Origin of the sequence: Acinetobacter equi (assembly GCF_001307195.1) — a bacterium.
GTDB lineage: Bacteria > Pseudomonadota > Gammaproteobacteria > Pseudomonadales > Moraxellaceae > Acinetobacter > Acinetobacter equi.
The window spans coordinates 2,027,875-2,054,138 of the sequence record NZ_CP012808.1; the positions used below are offsets into that span (position 1 = coordinate 2,027,875).

At 34.5% G+C, this 26,264-nt stretch carries 19 protein-coding genes, 4 tRNA genes and 1 pseudogene; 19 read left to right on the forward strand and 5 right to left on the reverse strand.

From position 1 onward, the window contains the following. Nucleotides 1-2: 2 nt before the first annotated feature. From AOY20_RS09670 to AOY20_RS09715, 10 genes are all read left to right on the forward strand, one after another. The gene (locus tag AOY20_RS09670; RefSeq protein WP_081403381.1) at nt 3-2,558 is read left to right on the forward strand and encodes a beta-ketoacyl-[acyl-carrier-protein] synthase family protein; all 2,556 of its coding nucleotides are present in this window, start codon (nt 3-5) and stop codon (nt 2,556-2,558) included. 4 nt (nt 2,559-2,562) lie between these two features. After that, nucleotides 2,563-3,798 (forward strand): beta-ketoacyl synthase N-terminal-like domain-containing protein, encoded by a 1,236-nt coding sequence (locus AOY20_RS09675; RefSeq protein WP_054581667.1) that lies wholly within the window; start codon nt 2,563-2,565, stop codon nt 3,796-3,798. Further along, complete coding sequence (locus tag AOY20_RS09680) at nt 3,795-4,781, forward strand: hypothetical protein (protein WP_054581668.1); 987 nt, start codon at nt 3,795-3,797, stop codon at nt 4,779-4,781. Before AOY20_RS09675 ends, AOY20_RS09680 begins: the two co-directional genes overlap by 4 nt. Nucleotides 4,782-4,800: 19 nt before the next feature. Then, nucleotides 4,801-5,508 carry an ABC transporter ATP-binding protein gene (locus AOY20_RS09685; protein ID WP_054581669.1) on the forward strand — a complete coding sequence of 236 codons (708 nt, stop codon included), beginning with the start codon at nt 4,801-4,803 and terminating at the stop codon, nt 5,506-5,508. Then, a complete protein-coding gene (locus AOY20_RS09690; protein WP_144424772.1) occupies nt 5,492-6,133 on the forward strand; it encodes a hypothetical protein in 642 nt (213 codons plus the stop codon). The genes AOY20_RS09685 and AOY20_RS09690 overlap by 17 nt, the downstream gene beginning before the upstream one ends. After that, on the forward strand, nt 6,134-7,447 hold the full coding sequence (locus tag AOY20_RS09695; protein ID WP_054581670.1) for an ABC transporter permease: 1,314 nt from the start codon (nt 6,134-6,136) through the stop codon (nt 7,445-7,447). A gap of 10 nt (nt 7,448-7,457) precedes the next feature. Then, complete coding sequence (locus tag AOY20_RS09700) at nt 7,458-8,240, forward strand: outer membrane lipoprotein-sorting protein (RefSeq protein ID WP_054582581.1); 783 nt, start codon at nt 7,458-7,460, stop codon at nt 8,238-8,240. After that, complete coding sequence (locus tag AOY20_RS09705) at nt 8,240-9,607, forward strand: hypothetical protein (RefSeq protein ID WP_054581671.1); 1,368 nt, start codon at nt 8,240-8,242, stop codon at nt 9,605-9,607. The genes AOY20_RS09700 and AOY20_RS09705 overlap by 1 nt, the downstream gene beginning before the upstream one ends. A gap of 10 nt (nt 9,608-9,617) precedes the next feature. Further along, on the forward strand, nt 9,618-10,550 hold the full coding sequence (locus tag AOY20_RS09710; RefSeq protein WP_054581672.1) for an ACP S-malonyltransferase: 933 nt from the start codon (nt 9,618-9,620) through the stop codon (nt 10,548-10,550). A gap of 155 nt (nt 10,551-10,705) precedes the next feature. Further along, nucleotides 10,706-11,551, forward strand: coding sequence for a hypothetical protein (locus AOY20_RS09715; protein ID WP_227510329.1), 846 nt, complete (start codon nt 10,706-10,708; stop codon nt 11,549-11,551). A gap of 44 nt (nt 11,552-11,595) precedes the next feature. On the opposite strand, the gene dnaQ is transcribed toward AOY20_RS09715, so the two are convergent. Further along, the gene (gene dnaQ, locus AOY20_RS09720) at nt 11,596-12,972 is read right to left on the reverse strand and encodes a DNA polymerase III subunit epsilon (protein ID WP_054581674.1); all 1,377 of its coding nucleotides are present in this window, start codon (nt 12,970-12,972) and stop codon (nt 11,596-11,598) included. Nucleotides 12,973-13,175: 203 nt separating this feature from the next. On the opposite strand from dnaQ, the gene AOY20_RS09725 reads away from it, so the two are divergent. The 7 genes and pseudogenes from AOY20_RS09725 (at nt 13,176) to AOY20_RS09755 (ending at nt 23,470) form a co-directional block, all read left to right on the forward strand. Next, the gene (locus tag AOY20_RS09725) at nt 13,176-16,376 is read left to right on the forward strand and encodes a LysM peptidoglycan-binding domain-containing protein (protein WP_054581675.1); all 3,201 of its coding nucleotides are present in this window, start codon (nt 13,176-13,178) and stop codon (nt 16,374-16,376) included. A gap of 32 nt (nt 16,377-16,408) precedes the next feature. Next, nucleotides 16,409-18,244: an extracellular solute-binding protein gene (locus AOY20_RS09730; RefSeq protein ID WP_054581676.1), complete on the forward strand. Its 1,836-nt coding sequence runs from the start codon at nt 16,409-16,411 to the stop codon at nt 18,242-18,244. A 25-nt stretch (nt 18,245-18,269) separates the two neighbouring features. Further along, a complete protein-coding gene (locus AOY20_RS09735) occupies nt 18,270-19,337 on the forward strand; it encodes a microcin C ABC transporter permease YejB (protein ID WP_054581677.1) in 1,068 nt (355 codons plus the stop codon). After that, nucleotides 19,337-20,349 (forward strand): annotated as a pseudogene (locus tag AOY20_RS09740) (ABC transporter permease). The gene AOY20_RS09735 and the pseudogene AOY20_RS09740 overlap by 1 nt, the downstream one beginning before the upstream one ends. Beyond that, nucleotides 20,324-21,907: an ABC transporter ATP-binding protein gene (locus AOY20_RS09745; protein WP_054581678.1), complete on the forward strand. Its 1,584-nt coding sequence runs from the start codon at nt 20,324-20,326 to the stop codon at nt 21,905-21,907. The pseudogene AOY20_RS09740 and the gene AOY20_RS09745 overlap by 26 nt, the downstream one beginning before the upstream one ends. Nucleotides 21,908-22,174: 267 nt before the next feature. Then, a complete protein-coding gene (locus tag AOY20_RS09750) occupies nt 22,175-22,732 on the forward strand; it encodes a CC0125/CC1285 family lipoprotein (protein ID WP_335334178.1) in 558 nt (185 codons plus the stop codon). A 225-nt stretch (nt 22,733-22,957) separates the two neighbouring features. Beyond that, nucleotides 22,958-23,470 (forward strand): YiiX family permuted papain-like enzyme, encoded by a 513-nt coding sequence (locus AOY20_RS09755; RefSeq protein WP_227510397.1) that lies wholly within the window; start codon nt 22,958-22,960, stop codon nt 23,468-23,470. A gap of 155 nt (nt 23,471-23,625) precedes the next feature. On the opposite strand, the gene AOY20_RS09760 is transcribed toward AOY20_RS09755, so the two are convergent. From AOY20_RS09760 to AOY20_RS09775, 4 genes are all read right to left on the reverse strand, one after another. Continuing rightward, nucleotides 23,626-23,701, reverse strand: a tRNA-Glu gene (locus AOY20_RS09760). Between the two features lie 41 nt (nt 23,702-23,742). Next, nucleotides 23,743-23,818 (reverse strand) — tRNA-Glu (locus AOY20_RS09765). Between the two features lie 47 nt (nt 23,819-23,865). Then, nucleotides 23,866-23,941, reverse strand: a tRNA-Glu gene (locus tag AOY20_RS09770). Between the two features lie 24 nt (nt 23,942-23,965). Further along, a tRNA-Glu gene (locus tag AOY20_RS09775) sits at nt 23,966-24,041 on the reverse strand. 357 nt (nt 24,042-24,398) lie between these two features. Between AOY20_RS09775 and AOY20_RS09780 the strand changes: the two genes are divergently transcribed. Both AOY20_RS09780 and AOY20_RS09785 read left to right on the forward strand, forming a co-directional pair. Beyond that, a complete protein-coding gene (locus AOY20_RS09780; protein WP_054581680.1) occupies nt 24,399-25,838 on the forward strand; it encodes a M48 family metalloprotease in 1,440 nt (479 codons plus the stop codon). Nucleotides 25,839-25,864: 26 nt separating this feature from the next. Beyond that, the gene (locus AOY20_RS09785) at nt 25,865-26,230 is read left to right on the forward strand and encodes a GFA family protein (RefSeq protein ID WP_054581681.1); all 366 of its coding nucleotides are present in this window, start codon (nt 25,865-25,867) and stop codon (nt 26,228-26,230) included. Nucleotides 26,231-26,264: the final 34 nt, after the last annotated feature.

Here is a 26,264-nt window from a genome sequence, read left to right on the forward strand (position 1 = left end):
CAATGAAAACTAACAGAAAAAGAGTAGTAATTACCGGGATGGGAATATTGTCATCACTCGCTGACAATATTGTAGATTTTAAGCAGGCATTGCTGAATAAAACATGTGGTGTTAAAGATAGCGCACGCTTTTCAGAATGGTTTGAAAATGCACGTGCAGCAGAAATCTTACATGAGATTGATTATTCTGATATCCCAGAAGATATTTTGAAGTCTCAAGATAATGCAGCTTTATGGGCTTATAAGGTAAGTAAAGATGCATTAACTCAAGCGGGTCTTATTAATGATCAAGCCAGCTTAGATGATACTGGTTTAGTTGTTGGTGTTTCATCTGCAGGAACTGAAGCTTTTTTACCATTATTTGAGCAGCGAATTAAAGATTTTTCGTTGAAAAAAGCAATGTACTCGGGTGGTTTTTCTTCTTGTTGTTCTAGCGTTTCAACGCTATTAGGACTTAAAGGCGGTACAGAGCTTGTTGCAACTGCATGTACTGCAAGTCCTAATGCAATTGGTATTGCTTATGACTTTATCCAAAATGGTAAGGGCACAACAATGTTGGCAGTTGGTACTGAGCCAATTTATTTACCAACATTTGCTGGTTTCTATGCTTTAAATGTAATGCATGAGGAATCATGTACGCCATTTTCGGGCACATCAGGTATGTCTATTGGTGAAGGGGCCGGTGCAATTGTCCTGGAAGAATATGAACATGCGATTGCCCGTGGTGCGACAATTTATGGTGAAATTCTTTCATATGCTACGTCATGTGATGCTTATCATGAAACTGGTCCAGATCCACGTGCAAATGGTGCTGTTCAAGTGATGAATAAAGCAATGGAGAATGCAGGTATTACTCCAGAGCAAATTGATTATGTCAACGTACATGGTACGGGTACAGAAGCAAATGACCGTATTGAAACTATGGCAATGAAAAAAGTATTTGAAAATACTGATAAGTTGCAAGTAAGTTCAACAAAATCATTCTTCGGACATAATATTGGTGCAGCGGGTATTGTTGAGTTAATTAGCTGTTTAGTGACTTTACCTGAAAAGCATTTATTGCCTACTTTAAACTTTACAGTTCCTCGTCCAAATTGTGATTTGGATTATGTGCCGAATGAGTTTAAAGAGAAAGAAGTTAATATTTTCATGAAAAACAATTATGCATTTGGTGGTAATAACTGCTGCATTATTGTGAGTACAAAGCCAGGTACAACACCAGTAAGCTCATATAATCCTAAGCGTGTTGCAATTTCAGGATTAGGTGCTGTTTCTGCTATTGGTCATACTGTAAATGAAATTTTAGACCATATTTGGAACAATAATTCTGCACCTGATTTGGGTTCCGTTGAGTTTTATGAAGACACATTGGAAGAAGCGAAAGAATTATTAGAAGTTCTTGATACTACAGGTCAGTTTAAAGAATTGTTGGGTGATGACTACACTGTTGCAAATGTCTTACCTCAAAATGAACCGAACTTTAAAACATTCCAAGTCCAAAACTTGGAGCCGCGTAAACATTTACGTCGTTTTGATGCACGTAAAGCAACACGTGGTGGTACTTTTGCACTTATTTCTTTAGCTGAAACATTAAATTTAGCTCAACGTAAAATTAAGCGTGATGGTCATGAGTTAGGTCTTGTGATGGGTATGTCTCGTGGTCCGCAAGAAACGACTTATAAGTATTTACAAAGCTTAAAACCAGATCCAAGAAAAGTTCGCACTTCAGAGTTTCCAGGTTCGTTGATGAACTCAATTGCAACATTTTGTGGAATTTCAGAGGGCATTAAAGGTTATACGACAACGCTTGCAACTGGGCAAAATGCAGCATTAGGTGCATTAGCTTATGGTTATGAAATTGTTCGTCAACAATTGCAATCACAAGTATTGGTTGGTGGTGCAGATGAGTACTTCCCATCAATGGCACTGTATATGGATGCTGTAACACAGAAAATCCAAATGAGTCCAAAAGCTGAAGACTATCAAATCTATAGTGATAAGGCTCAGGGCTATATGTCTGGTGAAGGTGCATGCATGTTGTTACTAGAAGATCTAGAATCAACACAGGCGCGTAATGTTGAAATTCAGGCTGAAATTGTCGGGTACGGTAAGTCAAACAGTACGACTTATTTCGATGCTTCCCAAATTGATGAAAAATCTGAAGCAATGTCTTTAGCAATACAACGTGCATTAAAAGATGCAGGCTTGACCACAAAAGATATTGGTTTGGTATGTGGTACATCAAATGGTGCAGTTGATTCTGTGAAAATTGAATTAGGTGCAATTCACCGTATATTTAAAGATGAAAATGCTCAAGTTCCAGTTGTGAATTACAATGGTTATTTTGGTTTTGTTGAATCATGTGCAGGTTTGTTGAATTTAGCAATGATTATTGATTGTCTGAAAAAGCAAGCAATTCCAGCGATCCCTTATACAGAAAATTTCTGTGATGGTCGAATTAATTTTGTACGTACACCATTGAAAGCAGAAATTAAGCATGCGCTTTTAGTAGGTGCTAACGAAGGTGGTAACTACTACGCATTTATTATAAAAGGATAATATTTTGGACCATTCCGCTATTATCTCAGGCTACAGTTCATATCTCGCATTTGCTGAGAGTACTGAAGATTTAATCCAATCTTTAAAGCAAGCTAAGCAAGTTGCTCAAGAAAACTGGTTTAAATCTGAAAGTATTGCAGAAAAATGTGGAATCACTGGCAATAAACGTGTTGCCAAATTGAAGCCAAATAATAAAAGTATGTTTGAGCACATCTGCGATCAGGTTCAATTTTCTCTTAATCAAGCAATGCTCGATGAGCATTGCTTGGCTGAGGAAAATGTTCGTGTATATTTGACTGGACTGGGTCCTCGAGTTGATGTTATTGATTATTCAGCTTTTTATGATCATAACGATATTGAAGATGTGACATTAACGAAGCCTGTTCAAAACTTACATATGGCTAAAAAATCTCAGGATGATTTAGCATATAAAATCGCAAAAAAATTTAAATTAAAATATAACCCGCCAAATTTTCAATGTACGAGTAATTCTTCATTATCAGCGGTACATCTTGCAATTAAGGCAATAGAAAGTGGTGATATAGACTTAGTTCTGATCATCAATTGTTCTTTAATGACAACGCAAGATATTAAGTTTTTAGCAAATCAATCAATGTTAGATAGTGCGATTGTGCAACCCTTTGGTGAAGAGAGTAAGAGTGTACTATTTGCTGAAGGTTATTGTTCAATAATTTTGGAAAGTGAAAAGCATCGTATAAATCGAGGTTTAAATTCTGGTGTTTGTTTAACTTCAAATTATGCACAAATTAGTTCAGGTCGAGGAAATGATGCTGCTCAATTAAGTGCAAGTTTAGTAAAAGTCATGACCAAGGCACTCGAGCAAGCGAATGTCGAACTAGACCAACTGTGCGCCATTATTCCCCATGGAAATGGATCAGAGGTTACAGATAAAGCCGAGGCTCAGGCAATTATGACATTATTACCAGAACAACCATTACCTGTTTTGGCATATAAAGGTCAAATTGGTTATACCACAACGGGTTCAGGCATTATTGATTTAATTATTGGACATTATTCTTTATGTCATGGTGAGCTTGTATCTCCAACAGGTACTGCAGAAATACGTGAGAAATTTAATCAATACGTATTGCTGAATAAAGGGACGGTTAAACACGATAAACATCATTTGTTAAAAATGGGTTTAGGTGTTGATGGTTCTATTATTGCTATTGTGATGTCAAATCGCGATAAATTTGTCGGTGAAGGGGATGAAAAATGATGTATTTATCTTCATTTGCAATGACTGAACCACAAGATAAAATTCATTTATATTATCCGTGCTGGCTAAACGTGTGGGAATCTCATATGTATAACTTAGCGCTTAAATCCACTAAATCACATGCTTGGGGATTTAAACGTTTCGGTACCAGTATTGATGGTTATACGCGTGAAATGATCCGAACACCGCGTTATAAAGATTATATTGATGCGATGGAACAAGCTTCAGATTTAGCTTTACAACAACTTTCTGCGAAACAACGTATGCAGTTATTTAAATCGCGTACAGCATTTATTTATGTAGATAGTTGGGGGGAGTCTGGTCCTTTTGAAAATATTTCGAGTGCATTACATACAGCAATTATTGATACTTTACCGAAAAATCTAGTAAAAAAATTCTCAGTGAAAGATTTCACTTGTAAAATTCGTGGTGAAAAACAATCTTTAGTTCAAGCAATGAAAGTTGCTGAAGATTATTTAAATTGGGATCTTTTTGACTATGTTGTGATTTGTGCAGCATATAGAGCAATACCTGTGCTGGTATTTTCTGAGGAAGATATTGGTGTAAATAAGAAAGAAAAAAAACGTTCAGATGATTTTAAAATGAATTTATCTGTTGAGCGTGTAGGGTGTTTTATTTTTAGTCGACAAGAAAGCCCAATAAAAGTTAAGTGTGGGCACTATGTAATACCTGAAGATGATCAACAGTTATTGACCGACATTATAGAAAAAGAATCAGATATTAATGTATTTGCTTTTTCTGGAATGAGAAAAATGGCTTCTGAGCAAACATTGCTAAAAAATGAAAATAACTCGCCATTTAAAGCAATTAATCTTACAGATAAATATGGCAATAGTGGATGCCTTTCACCTGCATTGAGCTGGATTTATCTAGAACAGCAAGCAAGCGATTATGGAAAAATGAGAACAATTGTTCCAGATAACTTTGGTGGTTATAGCTGGTTTGATACTTGGTATTCATAAATAAGTGCAGGAATAGAAAATGGCAAATCTAATTAAAGAACTACCAGCCATCCTATTGATTGATATTTTCAAAAGTTATGGTGCAGGAGAAAACAGAGTTGATGCGCTTAAAAATATCAATTTAGAAATTAAAAAAGGTGAGTTTCTTGCTTTATGTGGTCCATCAGGTAGTGGGAAAAGTACTTTATTAAATATTTTATCGGGTATTGATCGACCAACATTTGGTACAACACTATTTTTAGATAAAGCATTGAATAATTTAGATGAAAATCAGCTTTCTTTGATTCGTAGTAAACATCTTGGTTTTATCTTTCAGTTTTTTAATTTAATTCCAGTTTTAAGTGCTTTTGATAATGTTTATTATCCATTGATTTTAAATGAAAATTATTCAAAAAAAGCAGCAAGTGAATTGGCTCTACATTATTTAGAGCGTGTCGGATTATATGAATTACGTGATCGAAAACCAGGTCAATTGTCTGGTGGACAACAACAACGTGTCGCAATTGCAAGAGCTTTGGCAAATAACCCAGAAATTGTTGTCGCAGACGAACCAACAGGAAATCTTGATTTAGCAACGGGTGAAGCAATTTTAGATCTGTTAATGCAAATTAATCAGGATATTGGAACGACATTTATTATTTCAACGCATTCAACTCAATTAAAGGATAGAGCGAATCGTGTTATAGAAATCAAAGATGGAGAGTTAGTCAGTGACTCCGCTATATAAAAATATATTATTTTGGGGAATGGGTTTATTTATTTCTATCCAAAGTAATGCAACTCCAGTACAAGTTGAAAATATTGTTAAACAAGGTTTTTCAAATAATACAGATAAGTTACTTATAACAAGTCAGGCATTATTTAAAGAATATGAACGCGAAAATAACATTACATCATTAATTTTTTATTCATATGCCATGTTACGTTTGGCGAATAACTATAAAGCTGTCAATGATTATGTAAATGCATCTGAATATGCAAAATTAGGTTTTTTTTATTTAGATGAAGCTGCTGATTTAAATGAAGATAATTGGCGGGTTCGTTATTTGCGAGCAAGAATTGATGCATATGTAGCTGCAGATCTAGGTCGTTGTGTTGTTGCTTTAAATGATACCAATGCTTTATTAAATGAGCGTCAAAAATTTGATATAGACATCCTTGCTAGAGTGAACCATATGCGTTATCGCGCTTTGGAAAGTTGTAACGATCCGCGAACAAAAGCATTTTTACAGCAAATAAAAAAAGGGCATCCTACGCAAATTAAACTTTTGGCTTTAGATAAAAATAGTGCGCCTGAGTGGGATGTAAATGAGGTTTCTCAGATTTTAATGCCTTTGATGAAAGGTGAATAAATGAATATTGGAATCATACTCACGAGTATTGCGTTACTGGCGATTTTAGGCTTTTTAACCTATAGCATTATCTTTTCTGGAACAGATGCAAAGTTTGCATTCTTAAATTTATTCAGACATAAGCGCCGTTCATTTTCGACAATTTTTGCCATTATTTTAGGTGGTGTTGCTATTTTTCTTTATGGTGGCTTCATTAATTATTCATTTTGGATTTTGAAGCAACAAACAGTACGTACGAATATTGGTCATGTGCAAATTTACGATAAGACTTACTTTGAAACGTCCAATAAAAGTAAAAGTATTATTCAAGATTATCAAAATTTAAAAGAGAGTATTCTGCAAGATAAAGAATTATCACCTTATATTTCTACAATTTCAGGTCAATTAGAATTTACTGGTGTAATTTCACAGTATGAAAATGAAACCTCAAGTTACTTTGCTGCACTTGGTGTCGAGCCATTGGCGGCTTTAAAGTTGGGCTCATTTGATCGACTTATTTCAGGTAGTGATTTATCTCGTGTAAAAACAGATGAAATTACAGTGGGTAGTGGTTTAGCAAAAACATTAAATGCTAAATATTCAGACTGGGTCGATTTACTTTTGGTGAATAGCCAAGGTGGTCAAGGTGCTTTATCGCTTAAAGTGCGTGGTATTTTTTCTTCAGGAATTAAAGATTACGACGATACCGCAATCAAAATGCCTTTAGGAACAGCGCAACAATTAATGGATACCAGTGGTGTTAGTAAAATCGTAATTTTATTAAAAGATGACCATGATCTGGATGTTTTTACCACAAAATTAGAAAAATTTATTTCAACACAAAAGCAACCATTAATGATTAAAGACTGGAAAACATTATCAATCTTTTATCAACAAGTAGAAGGTATGTTATCTGGAATTTACTTCTTCATTAAGGTGATTGTGGCATTAATTGTTATTTTCATGATTAGCAATTCTATGCGTATGAATGTCATGGAAAGAACACGTGAAATTACCACATTAAGAGCAATTGGATTACGACCTACTCATGTAACAAGACTGTTTTTGTTGGAAGGGATCTTTATTGGTGTTATTGGTGCAGTGGGCAGTTTAGTTATCGGTTTTGCTTTAGCTGGAATTATTAATCTGCAAGGCATTACGATGCCACCATCACCAGGTCAAACAGAAGGCTATACCGCATTTATTCAAACACATAGTTTTGATTTGATTTGGATTACATTGGTTTTACCAATTTTGACAGCATCTCTTGCTTCAATTTTACCTGCAATAAGTGCATCTAAATTGAATATTGCTGATGCTTTTAAATCAGTTTAGGAAAAATCATATGAAAGTTTATGCTTCATTATCATTGCTCTCAGTTTTGTTAATTCCAACACTGAGTTGGTCAAATGCATCGCAACCAAATGCAACTGAAATTATTCGTAAGGCAGATGATATTCGATCTCCGAATAAACCATTTCGTTATACAGTGACAATTTCAGAATTTAAATCTGGTTCAACGAAAGCTGTAAATAAACAAATTCTTGATGTTTCAATGCGTTTTTTAAAACCGGAGGGTAATAATCAAGCTGATGCAAAATCTTTGGTTAGATTTGTATATCCTGCTAAGGATAAGGGCAAAATCATGTTGTCCGATTGGTATGATTTATGGTTTTACACACCTGAGTTAAGACGCCCGATCCCAATTTCACGTCAACAGCGTTTATTAGGACAAATTTCAAATGGTGATGTGATTGTAACCAATTTTGAATATTCTTATAACGCTAAAGTTGTGGATGAGCAAACATGTGGCAATAAAACATGTTATCGCTTGGCATTACAACGTAAGTCACCCGAAGTAACTTGGCCAAAAGTAACTTATTTAGTTGAAAAGGGAACTTATAGACCTTTTAAAGCTTCATATTTGTCCCAAGATGATAAAATCATGAAAGAAGTGACTTACCATGAATATAAGCAATTACTTGGTCGTGAGCGTCCTTCAAAAATTATTGTGAAAGATACGAGACAAGGCAATGGCTATTCAGTCATGGAATACAGTGATTTAAAATTTGAATCGCTTCCTGTTTCTAATTTTACAAAAGAATATATACAGAGAAGGGCAAAGTAATGTTGCCCTATCGCTGGCTTGCACTTTCTACTATTCTGTTTCCTACAGAAAAAGCCATTTCGTGTGTATTTGATGCTGACATAGAATTATATGGACAAGTATCTTATGTACATAAAAAAGCATCATCTTGGGAAATAGGTGGGGAAGATCCTTATAGCTCAGATAATAGTTACAATGATGTTGCACTTAAATATCAGAACCGCTGTGAATTAATAGAAAATAAACTGAATTTAAATATTAATGCTTATGGTTTAGCTTATTCATCTTACAAAGATACGGGTAATTTTGAACAAGATAATCAACATGTTAAATTATTATTGAATCAGTTTAGTCTTTCTTATCAACTCTCTGATACTTTAAGTCTAGATACAGGAAAACTCAAAAATAATGATGGTTTATTCTATTTAAAGTCTCCTACAGCGTTATTAAATAACTATTATGCAGGCTTTAAGCCAACTCGTATTCATGATTCGGCAATGGATCAAATTTATTCAGAGTCATTTTGGGGAATCTCACTTACCCAAGATACTGAAGATTATTCTTTGGCAATAACTGTTGCACCTAAATTAACAGAGATCGATGAAAGATATGTCTCTTCTAGTAATTGGTCTTCTCTGGAGCGGTCGAATAGTCGTGAGCGATATTTATTTAGATATACCGATTACCATTTTAAAGATCATACACCTACGGTAAGTTTAGGTTTAGGTGATGCAGTATCTATTGCATTTTCAAATAGTTATAATATCACTCAGCAATTAACTATGAATGCTGAAATTGCTTGGCATAATAAACAGCAATGGCACCATTTAAATCGAGAGAATGCTCAGTTAGTTCAGAATTATTTATTTCCAAATGATTTATATCAAATTAAGAAAAAAGATGGTTTTGAAATTGCTTTAGGTATGCAATACACCTCAGATCGATTCAGCCAATTTGGTTTTGAATATTATTATCAAAGTGAGGGTTACTCTAAACAGCAATGGAATGAGCAAAAGAATTTAATTCAGTTTTTAAATCGAACAACAAATTTTGAACCATTAGATAGTGCATTTGATTCATATAAATATTTAATGGCTTCCGAAATCTATAACACATCAAGTCAAGGTAATTTGACAGGAAAACATTACATCAACAGTTATGCCAGCATTTTAATGGCAGATCAATCAACAATTAAACCCTATGTTGTCATGAATTTAGTAGATAAAAGTACTGTTTCAGGAATTACTTATACAAAACCATTCAATATAAGAACACAACAAGTAGATATTTATACAGGTATTTATGCCGCATTGGGTCGCAATGATTCTGAATTTGGTCTGTTTGGTGAAACTGTAGGAACTTACGTCGGTTTTAACTATCATTTTTAAGGTTATTGTTATGAAAATTAATCAATTACAACCCACTGCATTTTTATTTGCAGGTCAAGGTAATCCTGTCATTGGAATGGGATCAGATTTATGGGATCTCAATGAGACGACACGTAAAATTTGGGATTGTGCGAGTGATATTTCGCAAACAGATATTAGACGCTTATGTTTAAAAGGACCAATGACAAAATTGGTTCAAACGACAAATCAGCAAATTGCAGTGACGGCAATTAATACCACACTTTATGAATTATGTTTGGAAAAACAAAATTTTGAAAACGTGGTGGGTTTTTGTGGTCATAGTGTTGGTGAATATGCAGCTTTATATGCAGCGAAAGCAATCACGCTTGAAAATTTATTCAAAATGATTCAATTCCGTGCACAACTCATGAACGATTTAAGCAAGGTGAATAAAGGCTTAATGTATGCAGTAAAAGGCATTGATTATTCAACATTAGTTCGTTTAATTGAGCAAAGTGGCATAGAAATCGATGTGAGTTGTGATAATAGCCATCAACAACAAGTCATTGGTGGAACTTCATCTGCATTATCAGAGTTTTCACGGTTACTTTTAAGTGAAGGATATGAATCTACAAAGCTGGGTGTAAGTGGTGCTTGGCATACGCGTTTAATGCAAGATGGCGTTCGACAAATGCGAGATTTTTTAGCAACAATAGAAATAAAAAGTCCAGAACATGATGTTTTTATGAATGTGACTGGTAAGCCTGAAGCAGATCCAAATATGATTAAAGAAAACCTATCTTTACATTTAACTCATACCGTTAAATGGACGAGTTCAATGGAATCTTTAATTCAACATCCAACACAACCAGTTTTATTAGAAGTGAGTAATAAAGCTTATTTAGGGCATATGCTAAATGATTTTAAAGGTTTTACACCTGAAAAAACCGTGCATTGTAGAAATCTTATTGGTGCGATATGAATCCGAATTATTTAGATTTTATTCGATTCCAAGATAAAAGAATTATTCCTTTCATCTACGGTATTTTATTTATTGTTCTTGGATTTTATTGGAAAAATAATAACTATAGTCTGACTCAACAAGATGTATGGATTGTGGGTGGAATACTCGCAATTATGCTTTTTAATTTTATCTATGAGTTAAAAGCATATTGGGCTTATAGCTATTTGCTTGGGCGTGTTGATTTTCATGACTTGAAAGAAAGATCATCTTTTTTTGTAGATAAATCAATATTATTTAGACCTACAACAGTCAGTGTGTTTTCAGTTTTACTATTCGCACTCATTGTTTATTGTAGCACCATAATAATGCCCCCAATATACAGTACAATCCTTTTATATCTGATTGCACCCTTTATTATTTATCTTATTTTAAGATGTTTAAGACCGATTTATATTCAACAATTATTGAATTCTGTTTCTTCAGGAATTCGCTATAAAAATCTTTATCATCATGTAATTTATTCTGTTTTATTGATTTTTTTATTGAATATCTTATCCATTAGTCCTTTGGCTAAAAATGCAGATTTTTCTTTAGCTGATGGATTTTTTTCAGCTCGACTAATTATTGCGATGACTATTTTATGTAGCATAGTTTTGGTGATTAATCTCATATTTTTAAAAGCATCGAAAAGATATATTTTTTTAGGAAGAATTTTTTTAAAAGAATTTGATTTTAATTTTCCTGAGCAAATTCCATTTATAAATTTTCATGCAAAACCAATTGTGATTCGGTTATTACTTTTATTATTGGTATTATTTGTATGGATTATGTGCGTAAGTACAGTACTTAGTTTTTTACAGTGGTCTGTGATATTTGAAGTTTATTTTATTCTTTGTTTTTTGCCTTGCCTTGTTTATTATTTTTTACAGACTTATTGGCACTGGCATACTGAGCTAATGATGGCGTGTGATATGTATTTCCGCTATGAGGAAATTAAAAAGCGTAAAGAAGCAAATTAAAATAATACTAAAAAAAGAGCCTGTTTTCAGGCTCTTTTTTAGCATTATGTATTTTCTTGTTCAAATAAGCATGGACTACCATGTTTATCTGCATAAAGTTTCATCCACTTTTCATGTTCTTCTAGTTCTTCACTAGATGGTAAAATAATAGGTAGATCTACATTAATTTCACGTTTTCCGGAAGAATTTTGCTGGTCTAATGATTGGGAGAGAGCATCAATATCAAATGATACTTGCCCACCTGTCATTGCTAAATAAACATCTGCTAAGATTTCAGCGTCGAGTAATGCACCATGGAACGTACGATCACGTGCTGGAATTTCATAACGTCTTACTAAGGCATCTAATGAATTTTTTTGTCCTGGATGTTTATTTTTTGCCATGACCAATGTATCGGTCACGTCACAAACATTTGAAAGTTTTCCTAAGCCAACGCGTTCGAACTCCATATCTAAGAAGTTCATATCGAAGGTTGCATTATGGGCAATAATTTCAGCGCCTTTTAAATATTCAAATAAAATATCTGAAATTTCTGCATATTTAGGTTTATCTTTTAAAAATTCATCACTAATACCATGGACATTTTCTGAGTCACCTACAGGTTTTTCAGGGTTGATATAAATATGAATTGAGCTACCTGTCAACTTTCGGTTAATCATTTCAATAGCACCGACTTCAATAATTCGGTCGCCATCGTTAAAGTAAAAACCAGTTGTTTCCGTATCTAGAATAAGCTGGCGTGGACCAATTGCATCAACAGTAGCAGGAGTAATAACAATTTGAGGGTGATCTGTTGTCGTTACATTAATGTTAGAGCCATGAGTTGTAGTATTTAAACTTTCATCTTGTGCTGTATCATCACGTTGAGCAGATAAAGCGGTCTCTTGTTCAAATTCATCTTGATTTTCTTCTGAATCTTCATCAAATTCTAAACCAAAAGGATCATTTAGCAACCAGTCAGATTCAGCTTTTTTTTTAGGGTCAGTTGAATTTTCTTGAGCAGCTATTTGGTCTGCCCCTTGATTTGCGAGTTGGTCTGCCATTTCATTACCTTCATGACCTGCGTGACCTTTAATCCAATTCCATTCTATTTCACGATCTTGGCAAGTCGCATCTAGCTTTTTCCATAAATCAGGATTTTTAACATCTTTCCAGCTTTTCTTTTTCCAACCTTCAATCCATTCAGTAATTCCACGTTTTACGTAATTCGAATCCGTCCAAATAATTAATTTCGCATCTTTAGGGCAAAACAGAATTCCTTCAATGGCCGCAGTAAGTTCCATTCGGTTATTTGTTGTATGTAATTCACCACCACAAATTTTATGTTCTTCTTGTTCCGTAATAATATATGCACCCCAACCGCCTAAACCAGGATTACCACGGCAAGCACCGTCTACGTAAAGCGTGATTGTTTGAGACATAGGTGAAAATTCCAAAAAAAATTACTGAAAACTTGCCTATTGTATAACGCAATTTGATTAAATGAGTTGTTTATATCTTATTTTTTTAATTTCTTGTAACATTTATATGGTATTGGTATTCGATTATTGCCTTGTTTCCCCACGGTGCTACTCTACAATAGCGATATTAAAAATAAATTGTATACGAGTTGTTTGGACTTCTTATGTATAAATCAACCACACACATGTGGCAGCCGACATTACCATCATTATTTAAAATTACAGTATTAGGAACAGCATTAATTGCATTAGGTGCTACGACGGGTTGTACTTCTACACCAACAAGTTCAACTGTCACAAAAACACAAAGTCCAAAGGGCGTGAAAAGCTCTCTGAGTGGATATTTAGATACTGATAGTCTTGATTCTCTAGAAGGTCTTCTTTCTGCAACAGATATGCGCGCAGTCGAGGGTGATCGTTTATTAATTTTAAAACACGGTGATGTTTGGAAGCGTATGCGTGTAGGCTTCAAAATGGATACCGAAGTTTGGAATCCACGAATAGATGCTCAGCGTAGTTGGTTTGTATCTCGTCAGCCTTATATTGATCGACTAAGTGCACGAGCTTCGCGTTATTTATACCATACAGTGAAAGAGGCTGAACGTCGTGGAATACCAACGGAATTAGCACTATTACCTGTAATTGAAAGTTCATATGATCCAGCAGCAACAAGTAGTGCAGCAGCAGCAGGTTTGTGGCAATTTATTCCAAGTACAGGGAAAATTTATGGTTTGCGCCAAAACTCATTGTATGATGGGCGACGTGACGTTGTTGAATCAACGCGCGCAGCTTATGAGTTTTTAGGTAGTTTATATAATCAGTTTGGATCTTGGGAGCTCGCTTTAGCTGCATATAATGCAGGTCCAGGGCGAATTCAACAAGCGATTAACCGTAATAAAGCAGCTGGTTTACCTACAGATTATTGGTCATTAAAATTACCACAAGAAACAATGAACTATGTGCCACGCTTCATTGCAGTTGCACAAATCATTAAAAATCCAGATGAATATGGTGTTTCATTACCACCAATTGCGAATAGACCTCACTTTAGAGAAGTTTCAGTTGGGACTGCAAATTTAAATGATATTGCTGCTGTTACAGGCTTAAGCCGTGCAGAAATTTATGCATTAAATCCTGGTCATCGTGGGGATTTTATTGGTGCAGATAGTCCAATGAAGATTTTAATTCCTGCAGATTTGAGCCCTACGATTGATGCTAAGTTAAAAAAACTTTCGACTACCAGTTCTTCTACACTTTTAGCAAGCTCACAAACTCAAATGCCTGAGCTAGCTTCCTCAACTACATTAAGTCGTACATCAACGACAAATCAACCATCGACAACAGTAGTAAGTCCTCCAAAACCTGTTGTGAATTTAGGTGTTACAGCAAAAAATCCAACAATTAAGGATACTCGTGTAAATACGCCAAATGGATCATCCGCATTAGCAAGTTTTGCAGCTAACTCAGATATTCCAAGTGCTCCACGTATTCCAGTTGCTGTTGTTCAAGCGAATAATGTAAAGCCTATTTCTATTGAACCCCCAATTTCTGATGCAGAAAAAACACAAATTTTACGTGCTGTAGAAGCAGATGGTAGCAAAGCGACTGTAAAAGAAGTTTTACAACCTATTGCATCTAAAGCTGAACAAGAGCAAGTTGTTGCCGAAATTCAAAAAATTGCTCCGCAAGGAACAGAAATTGTTGATCCTTATGACGGTAAAATTAAGTTAACTGCAATTCAAACAAGTTTATCTGTAGCAGAACAACAGGGTAAAGAATTGAAAAAAGAATTCGCTTACCCACGATCTGTGGCAAATAATACGAGTGAAAGTTCAGATGAGGCTCGTCGCAATCAGGGCAAAAATGTTATTCAAACAGATTCTGATGTTATCGTAACTGTACCAAAAGGGAAACGTACACTTTATACCGTTGTTCCTGGTGATACATTAGCAATTATTGCTGCGAAAAATGGAGTGAATTGGAGAGATGTTGCCCAGTGGAACCAGATTAATCCAACAGGGACTTTATATGCAGGTGCAACACTGTATTTGTATGATGCAAAGCCCCAAGTTGAAGCTGAAAAGTCAAAAGCTAAACTAGAAACATATATTGTTCAACCGAACGACTCCTTAACCAATGTAGCTGCTCAGTTTGGTTTATCAGTTAAACAACTGGCAGATTATAATGGTTTAAATTCAACGAGTAATTTAATTGTTGGACAAAAAATTTCATTAATTGATAAGACAAACGGAAAATCTCAATTAGCGATTGAAAAGAAAAATGATCGTGCAACTAAAAAAATTGCAACCAAAACGTATATGGTTAAGCGTGGCGAATATTTAAAACTTATTGCTGATCGTTATGCTTTATCTGTTCAAGAACTAGTTGACTTAACGCCAAATTTAAATGCGGATAGTAGTTTGATTGTAGGGCAAAAAATTAATGTGCCTGCAATAGATGTTGCTGAGTCATCGACGACTAACAAAAAAGAATCTAAAACTGAGCCTTCAACTCCTGTAGAAGATTATACTGTTCAGCGAGGTGATACTTTATATAACATTGCAACTGGTGCTAAAATTACTGTAGCAGAACTTGCTACTTTAAATAATTTTACAACAAACTCTACGTTGCAAGCAGGTCAAAAAATTAAGGTTCCTATGAGTGCTGTAACTAAAGCACCTATAAATTATACAGTTCAATCTGGTGATACGTTGTCAGGAATTGCTGTTAAATATAATATCGATATGGATGATCTTGCGAGTTTAAATGGCATTGGTAAAAATGCGAATTTAAATGTTGGGCAAAAGTTAAAGCTTGTTGGTGAGTCAAAATCTGCTACTAAAAATGTGTCACAGACTGAGAAAAAACCAGATATGCATGTGGTGCGTTCTGGAGAAACTTTGGCAAGTATTGCACGTAAATATGAGCTTAAAATTGAAGACTTGACAGGATTAAATAACTTATCTTCTGCATCAAATATTAAAGTGGGTCAAAAGCTAAAGCTTGAAGGTGAAGTGAAAAAGCAAGCAGATAAAACATCAACGAAAAAGGCGACTAACAGTAAAAAAACTGAGAACTATACTGTGAAGTCTGGTGAATCTTTACATATTATTGCGAATCGAGTTGGAATATCAGTTGCTGAACTTGCTTCATTAAATGATCTAAATCAAAAAGCAGGATTAAAAGTAGGACAAACGATTTTAATTCCTAAAGTAATTACGACTTATAAAGTAAAGCGTGGCGATACTTTAATTGGTTTAGCTGGTCGTTATGGTATAGATGTTTCAGAATTAGCTGAACTCAATGGCATAAAAACAAGTGCACAGTTGAAAATTGGTGAAGAGATTAAAGTTCCAAATCTTTAATTTGAAAACTGTACATAAGGATATGTCTAAATATGCCTAAAACTTTTGCAAAAACTTTATGTATTGCCTTAAGTTTTTCTTGTTTATCATCAATGACGTGGTCTGCATTGCAGACCACGCCATATATTTCCTTATATGGCATACCTAAATATATAGGTTTAAAGGCAATGCCTTATGCCAATCCCCAAGCACCTAAAGGTGGATATTTCAGTACATCTGAATCAGGAACATTTGATAATTTAAATACCATGAATGGTAAGGGCACACCAACGTCTGGAAATAAATATCTATATGATACGTTAATGACGAAATCTCTAGATGAGCCTGCGGTGATGTATCCCTTATTGGCTGAGAAAGTCACGTATGATCCGAAACAGCCTAAATTTGTTATTTTTCATTTAAATCCAAAAGCAAAATTTAGTGATGGAACATCACTTACGGCAGAAGATGTAAAATTTAGTTTCGATACTTTTAAAACCAAATCTAACCCTGGATTACAAACTTATTTATCTGACTTAGATCAAACTGTTGTTTTATCTAAGCATCAGGTTAAGATGATATTTAAATCAAATAATAATATTGAGTTGCCAATGATCTTGGCTGAAATGCCAATTTATTCAAAAAAAGATTGGCAGAATAAAGATTTCACACGTATTACCATGAAGCCAATTTTGGGGTCTGGTCCATATGTGATTGATCATATTGATTCTGGACGAAGCATTCGTTATAAACGAAATCCAAATTATTGGGGTAAAGACTTAGCAATTAATAAAGGCAAATATAATTTCGATACAATTAAATATGTATATTATCGGAGTATAGATGTTGCTTTTGAAGGTTTTAAGTCAGGTCAATATACTTTTCGTGAGGAAAATACAGCCCGAAAATGGGTAAATGAATACAACTTTCCTGCTGTAAAACAAGGTTTAATTAAACAAATTGAGTTTAAACATCAGAATCCTGCACCTACTCAAAGTTTTGTGTTTAATACGCGACGTGCGCCATTGAACGATATTCGATTTAGACAAGCGGTTAGTTATGCGTATGATTTTGAATGGCAAAACAGAGCCTTGTTTTATGGGAAATATCAAAGATTACAAAGTTATTTTAGTAATAGTGAGTTAGAAGCGAAAGGTTTGCCTAGTGCAGCAGAAATGGCAATTTTAAAGCCATATTTAGCAAAGCTTGATCCTATTCAGCGAGCAGGTGTACTGTCAAATTGGAAAAGTCCAGTGTCTGATGGTGGTGGATTTAATCGGGCAGGATTATTAAAAGCTCGTGAACTATTGATCAAGGCAGGCTATCGCTATAAAAATGGGCAGTTGATAGATCAAAAAGGTCAACCTATTAAAATTGAGTTTTTAATTCATCAAGACGGATTACAACGGACATTAATGCCTTTTATTCGTAATATGAAAAAATTAGGTATAACAGTCACAATTCGCCATGTTGATGTACCACAATATATCGAGCGTAAATATAGTTATGATTTTGATATGACTACAGATGTTATGCCGCAATCCCTAACACCTGGTAATGAGCAGGCACAGTTCTGGGGAAGTGCCGCAGCAGATGAAGTCCGAAATTATAATTATGCAGGTATTAAAAACCCAGTGATTGATGATGCCATTCAGGGGGTAATTCGTGCTCCCACTAGACAAGAATTAGTTTTAAGAACACATGTGTTAGATCGACTATTAAAATCTGGTTATTATCAGATACTCACTTATGGTAAAAGTGAAAATTGGTATGCGTATTGGAATATGTATAAGCAACCAGCTGTGAAACCAAAATTAGATATTGGTATTGATTATTGGTGGTTTGATGCTACCGAAGCTAAAAAAGTCGCTCAATATTTACGTAAGTAATAGCTCAATGTGGAAGGATTGTCTCATGGGCACATATATTTTAAAAAGACTTTTACTGATTATTCCAACGCTATTTTTTATTTTGCTTATTAATTTTGTTGTGGTTCAAATTGCTCCTGGTGGTCCAGTAGAGCAAGCGATTCAGCAAATTGAACAAGCGAGAGGAATGGGTGTTTCTGGTGGAGAGACTGCATCTATGAATGCAGTACAATATCAGGGAGCACAGGGCTTAAGTGAGGAAATGGTTAAAAAAATTGAAGCACAATATGGCTTTGATAAACCTGCAACAGAACGTTTTTGGTTAATGTTAAAAGGTTATTTAACTTTAGATTTTGGCACCAGTTTTTTTAAAGATAAACCTGTTACACAGCTTTTGGTTGAGCGATTACCTGTCTCTATTTCCTTAGGGTTATGGAGCACTTTGCTAATTTATTTAATTTCAATTCCATTAGGTATTAAAAAAGCACGAGCACATGGTTTAACTTTTGATAAAGCGACGTCTTTAGTTTTAGCAATTGGCTATGCAATACCCGCTTTTGCTTTGGCAATTGTGCTTATTGTATTTTTTGCTGGTGGTTCATATTGGCAGTGGTTTCCATTGCAAGGCTTAGTATCTGAAAATTTTGCACAATTAAGTTTATTTGGAAAAATTAAAGATTATTTTTGGCATATGGCTTTACCACTTTTTGCCATGGTGATTGGTGGGTTTGCGGGTTTAACGTATTTAACAAAATATTCTTTTATGGAAGAGCTAAATAAGCAATACGTACTTGCCGCTCGTTCCAAAGGGCTTTCTGAAAATAGAGTGTTGTATGGGCATGTTTTTCGTAATGCGATGCTCATTGTAATTGCGGGGTTACCTGAAGCGTTAATAGGAATTTTCTTTGTTGGTAACTTATTTATTGAAGTTATTTTTAATTTAGATGGTTTAGGCTTACTCGGTTTTGAAGCCATCACGCAACGAGATTATCCTGTTATTTTTGGTACATTATTTATTTTCACTTTAATTGGTTTGGTTTTAAGGCTTATTAGTGATGTGATGTATCAGTTGATTGATCCTCGAATTAATTTTGATTCTAGAGGGGCAAAATAATGTCTCCTATTTTAAAAGCACGCCTGCAACGATTTAAACAAAATAAATTAGGTTATGTCTGTTTTATTATTTTTAGCGTTATTTTTGCATTGTCATTGGCGGCTGAATTTATTGCCAATGATAAACCTTTGATAGTGAAATATGATCAATCATATTATTTTCCTGTTTTAAGAACATATCCTGAAACGGCTTTTGGTGGTGTTTTTGAAACAGAAGCAGATTATAAAGATCCAGCTGTACAAACTTTAATTCATGATAAAGGTTGGGCAGTTTGGCCTATTATTCCATTTTCCTATCAAACACCAAATTTAGATTTAGCCGTACCTGTTCCATCACCACCAACAGCACAAAATTGGTTAGGAACAGATGATCAAGGACGAGATGTTCTAGCCCGAATTTTATATGGTTTACGTATTTCACTCTTATTTGGCTTTGCTTTAACATTTGCCTCGGCATTTTTGGGCATTATTGTTGGAGCGATACAAGGTTACTATGGTGGTTGGATCGATCTGATTGGTCAACGTGTGTTGGAAGTATGGGGGGATTACCTATGCTTTTCATGGTGATGATATTGGTCAGTATGTTTACGCCTAGCGTGTATTGGCTGTTTGTTATTATGCTCCTTTTTGGTTGGACGACATTGGTAGGGCTTGTTCGGGCTGAATTTTTACGTGCACGTAATTTTGATTATGTTCGTGCGGCACGTGGTTTAGGTGTTTCTGATCGTAAGATTATGTTTAGGCATATTTTACCTAATGCAATGAGCTCAAGCCTATCTCAATTACCATTTATATTAACTGCCAATATTACAGCACTAACTGCTTTGGACTTTTTAGGATATGGCTTACCACCTGATGCTGCATCATTAGGTGAATTGTTGGCACAAGGTCGAGAAAACTTAACAGCGCCTTGGCTTGCGATTTCTGGATTTGTGACTTTAGCAGTGGTTTTATCTTTATTGATTTATATTGGGGAGGCGACACGTGATGCATTCGATCCAAGACGTCAATAAAGCATTACTGCTAAATGTAGAGCATTTACATATTCAAAGTCAGCAACAGACTTTGGTTGATGATTTAAGTTTTAAACTACATGCTTCGGAAACTTTGGCCATTGTTGGTGAAAGTGGTTCTGGAAAATCGATTAGTAGTTTGGCGCTTCTGGGATTATTACCAAGTGAATTAAAAATTTTAGGTTTAGCAACATTTGAAGGTCAGGATTTACTTCATCTGAATACTATTCAGCAGCATCAAATACGTGGTGCTAAAATTGCTATGATTTTTCAAGAACCGATGACTGCATTAAATCCATTGCATTGTGTTGAAAAAATTATTGGAGAAAGTTTGTGGCTGAATGGTTGGTCAAAAGCAAAGGCACGTGAAAGAATTATTCAACTTTTAAAAGATGTCGGTATTCCTGAACCTGAAGAAAAATTAAAGCGTTATCCGCATGAGTTATCGGGTGGGCAACGACAGCGTGTCATGATTGCAATGGCATTGGCTTTAGACCCTGATATTTTAATTGCAGATGAACCAACCACAGCATTAGATGTGACCTTACAAGAGCAAATTTTAAATCTTCTACAATCTTTGCAACAACAAAGAAATATGGCGATGATTTTGATTAGCCATGATTTAAACCTAGTTAAAAAATATGCAAATCACGTTATTGTGATGCAAAAAGGACAGGTCGTTGAGCAGGGAAATGTTGAAATGATTTTTAACTCACCGCAAAATAATTACACTAAAAATTTATTAGACCATGATTTTGGTACAGCACTGAAACCAATAGATGGTACTGAATTATTGGTGTTAAATAATTTAGACGTTAAATTTCCAATTAAACAAGGCTTATTTAATCGAATTAAAGACTACTTTGTGGCGATTGAGCCGTTAGATTTATCTTTAAAACAAGGTGAATCAATTGGTATTGTGGGGGAAAGTGGCTCAGGTAAAACCTCTTTAGCATTAGCTGTTGCTCGACTAATTGAAAGTCATGGCAAAATTATTTTAAATGATGTTGATCTTAATCAGCTTTCAGAGAAAAAACTTAGACCTTTTAGATCTGATTTTCAAATTGTTTTTCAAGATCCATTTAGTAGCTTAAACCCTCGTTTAAATGTAGAGCAAACCATTGCTGAAGGGTTACATTTACAGAATTTATCTAAAACTGAAATACAATTGCGTGTAGAGCAAGTTTTAGAAAAAGTTGAACTGCCGATTTATTTTAAACATAGGTATCCACATGAGTTATCGGGTGGGCAACGTCAGCGAGTTGCTTTGGCACGGGCATTTATTTTACAACCTAAATTATTAATATTAGATGAACCCACTTCAGCATTAGATCGGACAACACAACGGGCAATAGTAAAATTATTAAGACGTTTACAAGAAGAGTATTTAATTAGTTATTTGTTTATTAGCCATGATTTACAAGTTGTAAAAGCATTATGTCAAAAGGTATTGGTGCTTAGACATGCAAAAGTAATTGAATTTCAGGAAACATCATTATTATTTAGTCAGCCTCAAACAGAATATACACGTAAATTAATTGCTGCGAGTCAATATTAATGATGATATATAAATTCATTTCATGTCATAAAAACTATATATTTTTTAAAGTAAAAATAAAATTTTATAGTAAGAAGTGAATTTAATTATCTAATTTTATTATTAATGTGATATTTATCATATTCTATTGTTTTAAAAGTATTAAAAGAAATAAATAGTTGTTGTGTTGGTTTTTAGATGAAATATAAAATTATATCTGTCATCAGACATACATAAAATTTGATCATTTAAATTCGAATTTTATTATTATAAATGAGGAGAATAATTGTGAAGTTGATTCCTGCATCAATTGCATTAGCATTGGTAATGACAATGAGTGGTTGTGCATTAGCACCAACTCAGCCATTAACATTTAACCAATTAGGTGAATTTTCTGCTTATCCATTGAGCAAAGAATCTTTCCGTATTGCTTATAAAGCACGTGATAGTATTAGTTATTCTCAAGCTCAAAATATTACTTTGGTTAAAGCTGCTCAAACAGCTGTACTAAATGGTTATCAATATTTTACGATTTTAAATGGTCCAACAACTGTAAATAGAAAACCACAGACTGAAGTTGTTTATCCAAATGCTGGATGGGCTCCAGGACCTTGGGGACCAATGGGTGGAATGGGGCCAGGATGGAGTGATCCGTTTTATGGTATGCCACAAACTGTGACAACAGGTCCTGCGGAAATCGCTTACAACATTGAATGTTATAAAAATGAGCAAGATGCACCAACAAAAGCATATGATGCTAGATTGATCTTGCAATCTATTGGTTCTCAATATGGTGTAACACCAACAGGGCAAGTTTTAACTCCACAAGCTCCAGTGTCAAAATAAAAGAGACTTATTATGTAAAAAACGTCACAAATGTGGCGTTTTTTATTTGTATACCGTATTGTATATAAGTAAATAAAATTAAAATATTAACTAAGTTTATATAAATAATAGGGCTTTAAAAGAATGGTAAAGAAGTTAAGACAATTGGTATTCATTCTAGTTGGTCTCTTTTATCTATTTATTCAGTTGAGTTGGGCTGGAGAAAATTTATAAACAGGCGACATTATTTTTCATGTATCGAAATCACAACAGAGTTTAGCAATTCAAAAAGCAACGGAGTCTCCTTATAGTTATATGGGGCTTATTGTAAATAAAAATGGCTCAGTGATGGTATTAGAAGCAGTTCAACCTGTGAAATATACACCTTTAATACAGTGGATTAATCGTGGCGAAAAGCAACACTATGTCGTTAAGCGTTATAAAGATAACCTAACAAAAGAGCAGAAAGAGAAATTGGTTAAAAGTGCTGAACAATATTTAGGGAAGCCATATGACCTTTATTTTAATTGGAATGATCAAGCTATTTATTGTTCAGAATTGGTGTGGAAAGCTTATGAGCAAGCTTTAGGAATAAAATTGTCACCATTAGAAACATTAAAGCAGTTTAATTTGAATGAACCTAGAGTAAAACAATTAATGAAACAACGTTATGGTGAAAGTACTCCATGGAATGAAATAGTCATTTCTCCAAAATCAATTTATGATTCAGAGTTGTTAAAAGAAGTGGTAAAAAATTAGGTTCTGTTGATATTTGCTATTCAAAAAATAGTAAGAAAATAAAACTCAATTGCCACACTAATTAAGAATCAATATAAGTCTATAGCCTTTCTAGACATTAAAAAGCCCAAGTCATAATGCTTGGGCTTTTTAATGAAATTTTAAGATTTCGAATATGGCGTCCCTACGGGGATTCGAACCCCGGTTACCGCCGTGAAAGGGCGATGTCCTAGGCCTCTAGACGATAGGGACAAATAAGTAAGTTTTAACCCACATATTTTCTTCAAAATATATGGCGTCCCTACGGGGATTCGAACCCCGGTTACCGCCGTGAAAGGGCGATGTCCTAGGCCTCTAGACGATAGGGACGTAAGAAGTAAAAGAATTTAAAACCATATAATCTACTAGAAATTTAATGGCGTCCCTACGGGGATTCGAACCCCGGTTACCGCCGTGAAAGGGCGATGTCCTAGGCCTCTAGACGATAGGGACTTAATAAATTTTTACTTCTGAAATTGGCGTCCCTACGGGGATTCGAACCCCGGTTACCGCCGTGAAAGGGCGATGTCCTAGGCCTCTAGACGATAGGGACGTTTCAGAGGTGGGCGTATATTAGGGTGAAAATAGGAGGGTGTCAAACGATTTTATATAGAAGATATAAATGTTTTGTTTTGTTTGAATAAAAATAAAACAAAATAATGAAAATTGGATAATAAACTAACAAAATGATCACTATATAATTTTAATTTTTGCATATTTATATAAATTTTAAGTTGTGCGAAATGATGAAAAATGGAAATTAATTCTAAAGATTTATTGCATAAAAAGTCAAAAATAAATGGATCGTATAATTTAAAAATTAAGAAAGTTAACACTTCATTGCATTTTTGTACTTTATTCAATGCTATATTGAGTCTTTTATCCCTCAACAATTATATAGAGAAAAGAATTGAAAGGTTGGATACTTGCTTGTAGCTTAAGTTTAATGGCTTCATCTTCCTTTGCAGATACAAATCCATTTTCTTATGTACCTAAATTTGAGGTGCCAGAAATTGCAAGTGGTGTTGGATTTTTAGATAAACAACGCGAAGCACAAATTGGTACAAAGGTGTATCGCGAAGTTTATCGTGTAATGCCTGTAATTCAAGATCCTTGGTTGGAAGATCAACTATTTTCAACTTTTTCTCAGCTACTTACTCAAACTCAGTTAGGTAAGCCAGTTGGGCTCTTACTCATTAATGATCGACAAATTAATGCTTTTGCTGTGCCAGGTGGATTATTTGCTTTAAATGCAGGGCTTATTACGCATGCTCGTAATTTAGATGAAGTTGTAGGGGTTATGGCACATGAGGTTGCACATGTCTCACAGCGTCATTATAGTCGCTCGCAGGAAGCATTTAAGGGTCAAGGACTTCTCGCTTTGGCTGGTATTCTTGTTGGAGCACTTGTAGCCACCCAAGGCAGTGGTGATGCGGGAACAGCATTAATGTTGGGTTCACAAGCTGCAATTATGGATAAACAGCTAAACTATAGCCGTAACCAAGAGCGAGAAGCTGATCGTATTGGTATGCAATATATGTATGCACTTGGATATAACCCTCAAAGTATGGCAGATTTTTTTGAAGTGATGCACAGAGAAACAAGCCGTGTGAGTTTTTTACCTGATTTTTGGCTAACACATCCTTTGACAAGTCAACGTATGAGTGAAGCTAGATTACGTGCTAATCAGTTACCTAAAATTCATAAGCCTAGAAATCAAGAAGATTTTGACATACTTAAATTATATACTGCTGTTATTTCTCAACAGGCAAGTGAGCAAAAATTATTGTCTTTAGCAAAACAAAATAATTTTGCAGGACAACTGGCACTTGCGGCATATTATCAAAAGTCTGGTGATTATTCGAAAGCGCAAGATACATTGAATACAGTGAAATTGCATAATAAACAACATAATCTTATTTCAATAATACAAACAGATATTTATTTAGGACAAAATCATCCTGATTTGGCTTTAAATACAATTCAGTCGATAGCTAAAATTACGCCAGAAAATCGTGCTTTAAATTACAAATTAGCAGAAACATATATTCGCTTAAATCAACCAAATGAAGCTCAAAAAATTGTGCAAAAATTTGTGCAGAAAAACCCTCAAGATGTTTTAGGGTGGGAACTTATGTATTATGCTGCAAATGAAGATAAAGCTAATCCATTACAGGCAGTTGATGTTTTGCGTTATCGTGCTGAAGCTCAATTTTGGTCTGGATTGGAGCAAGAAGCAGTTAAATCACTTTTACAAGCAGAAAGATTAAGTAAAGATAATCAATCAATGTCAGCTAAATTAAAAAAACGTATTCGTGAAATGCAGCAAGAAATTACAGCTAAAATTTAATTGATGAATGCAATAAGGATGTTGTTATGATCAAAGGACAATGTTTATGTGGAACTGTTCGGTATGAGTATAATGATGTGATTGAAAAATCAATTGTTTGTTTTTGCCGAGACTGTCAGCAAGCACAAGGTGCATTTGGAGGATGGAATAGTCCAATTGATCAAAAAAAATTTAGAATTTTGTCTGGTGAACAAAGTTTAACTGAATATTTTCACACAAAACTAAAGGCTCGGGTTTTTTGTAATAAATGTGGTAGCCCAATTTATTCATATCGGAAAGATTTGCTGAATATTATACGATTGCGTTTAGGCACGATTACAAAAGGAGATGTTCCTAAACCAAGAGATCTCGCATATCTACAAGATAAGCCTGATTTTTTATGTATTGAATAAAAATTAAATAGATTGAACTGTTTTTAAAAAAGAC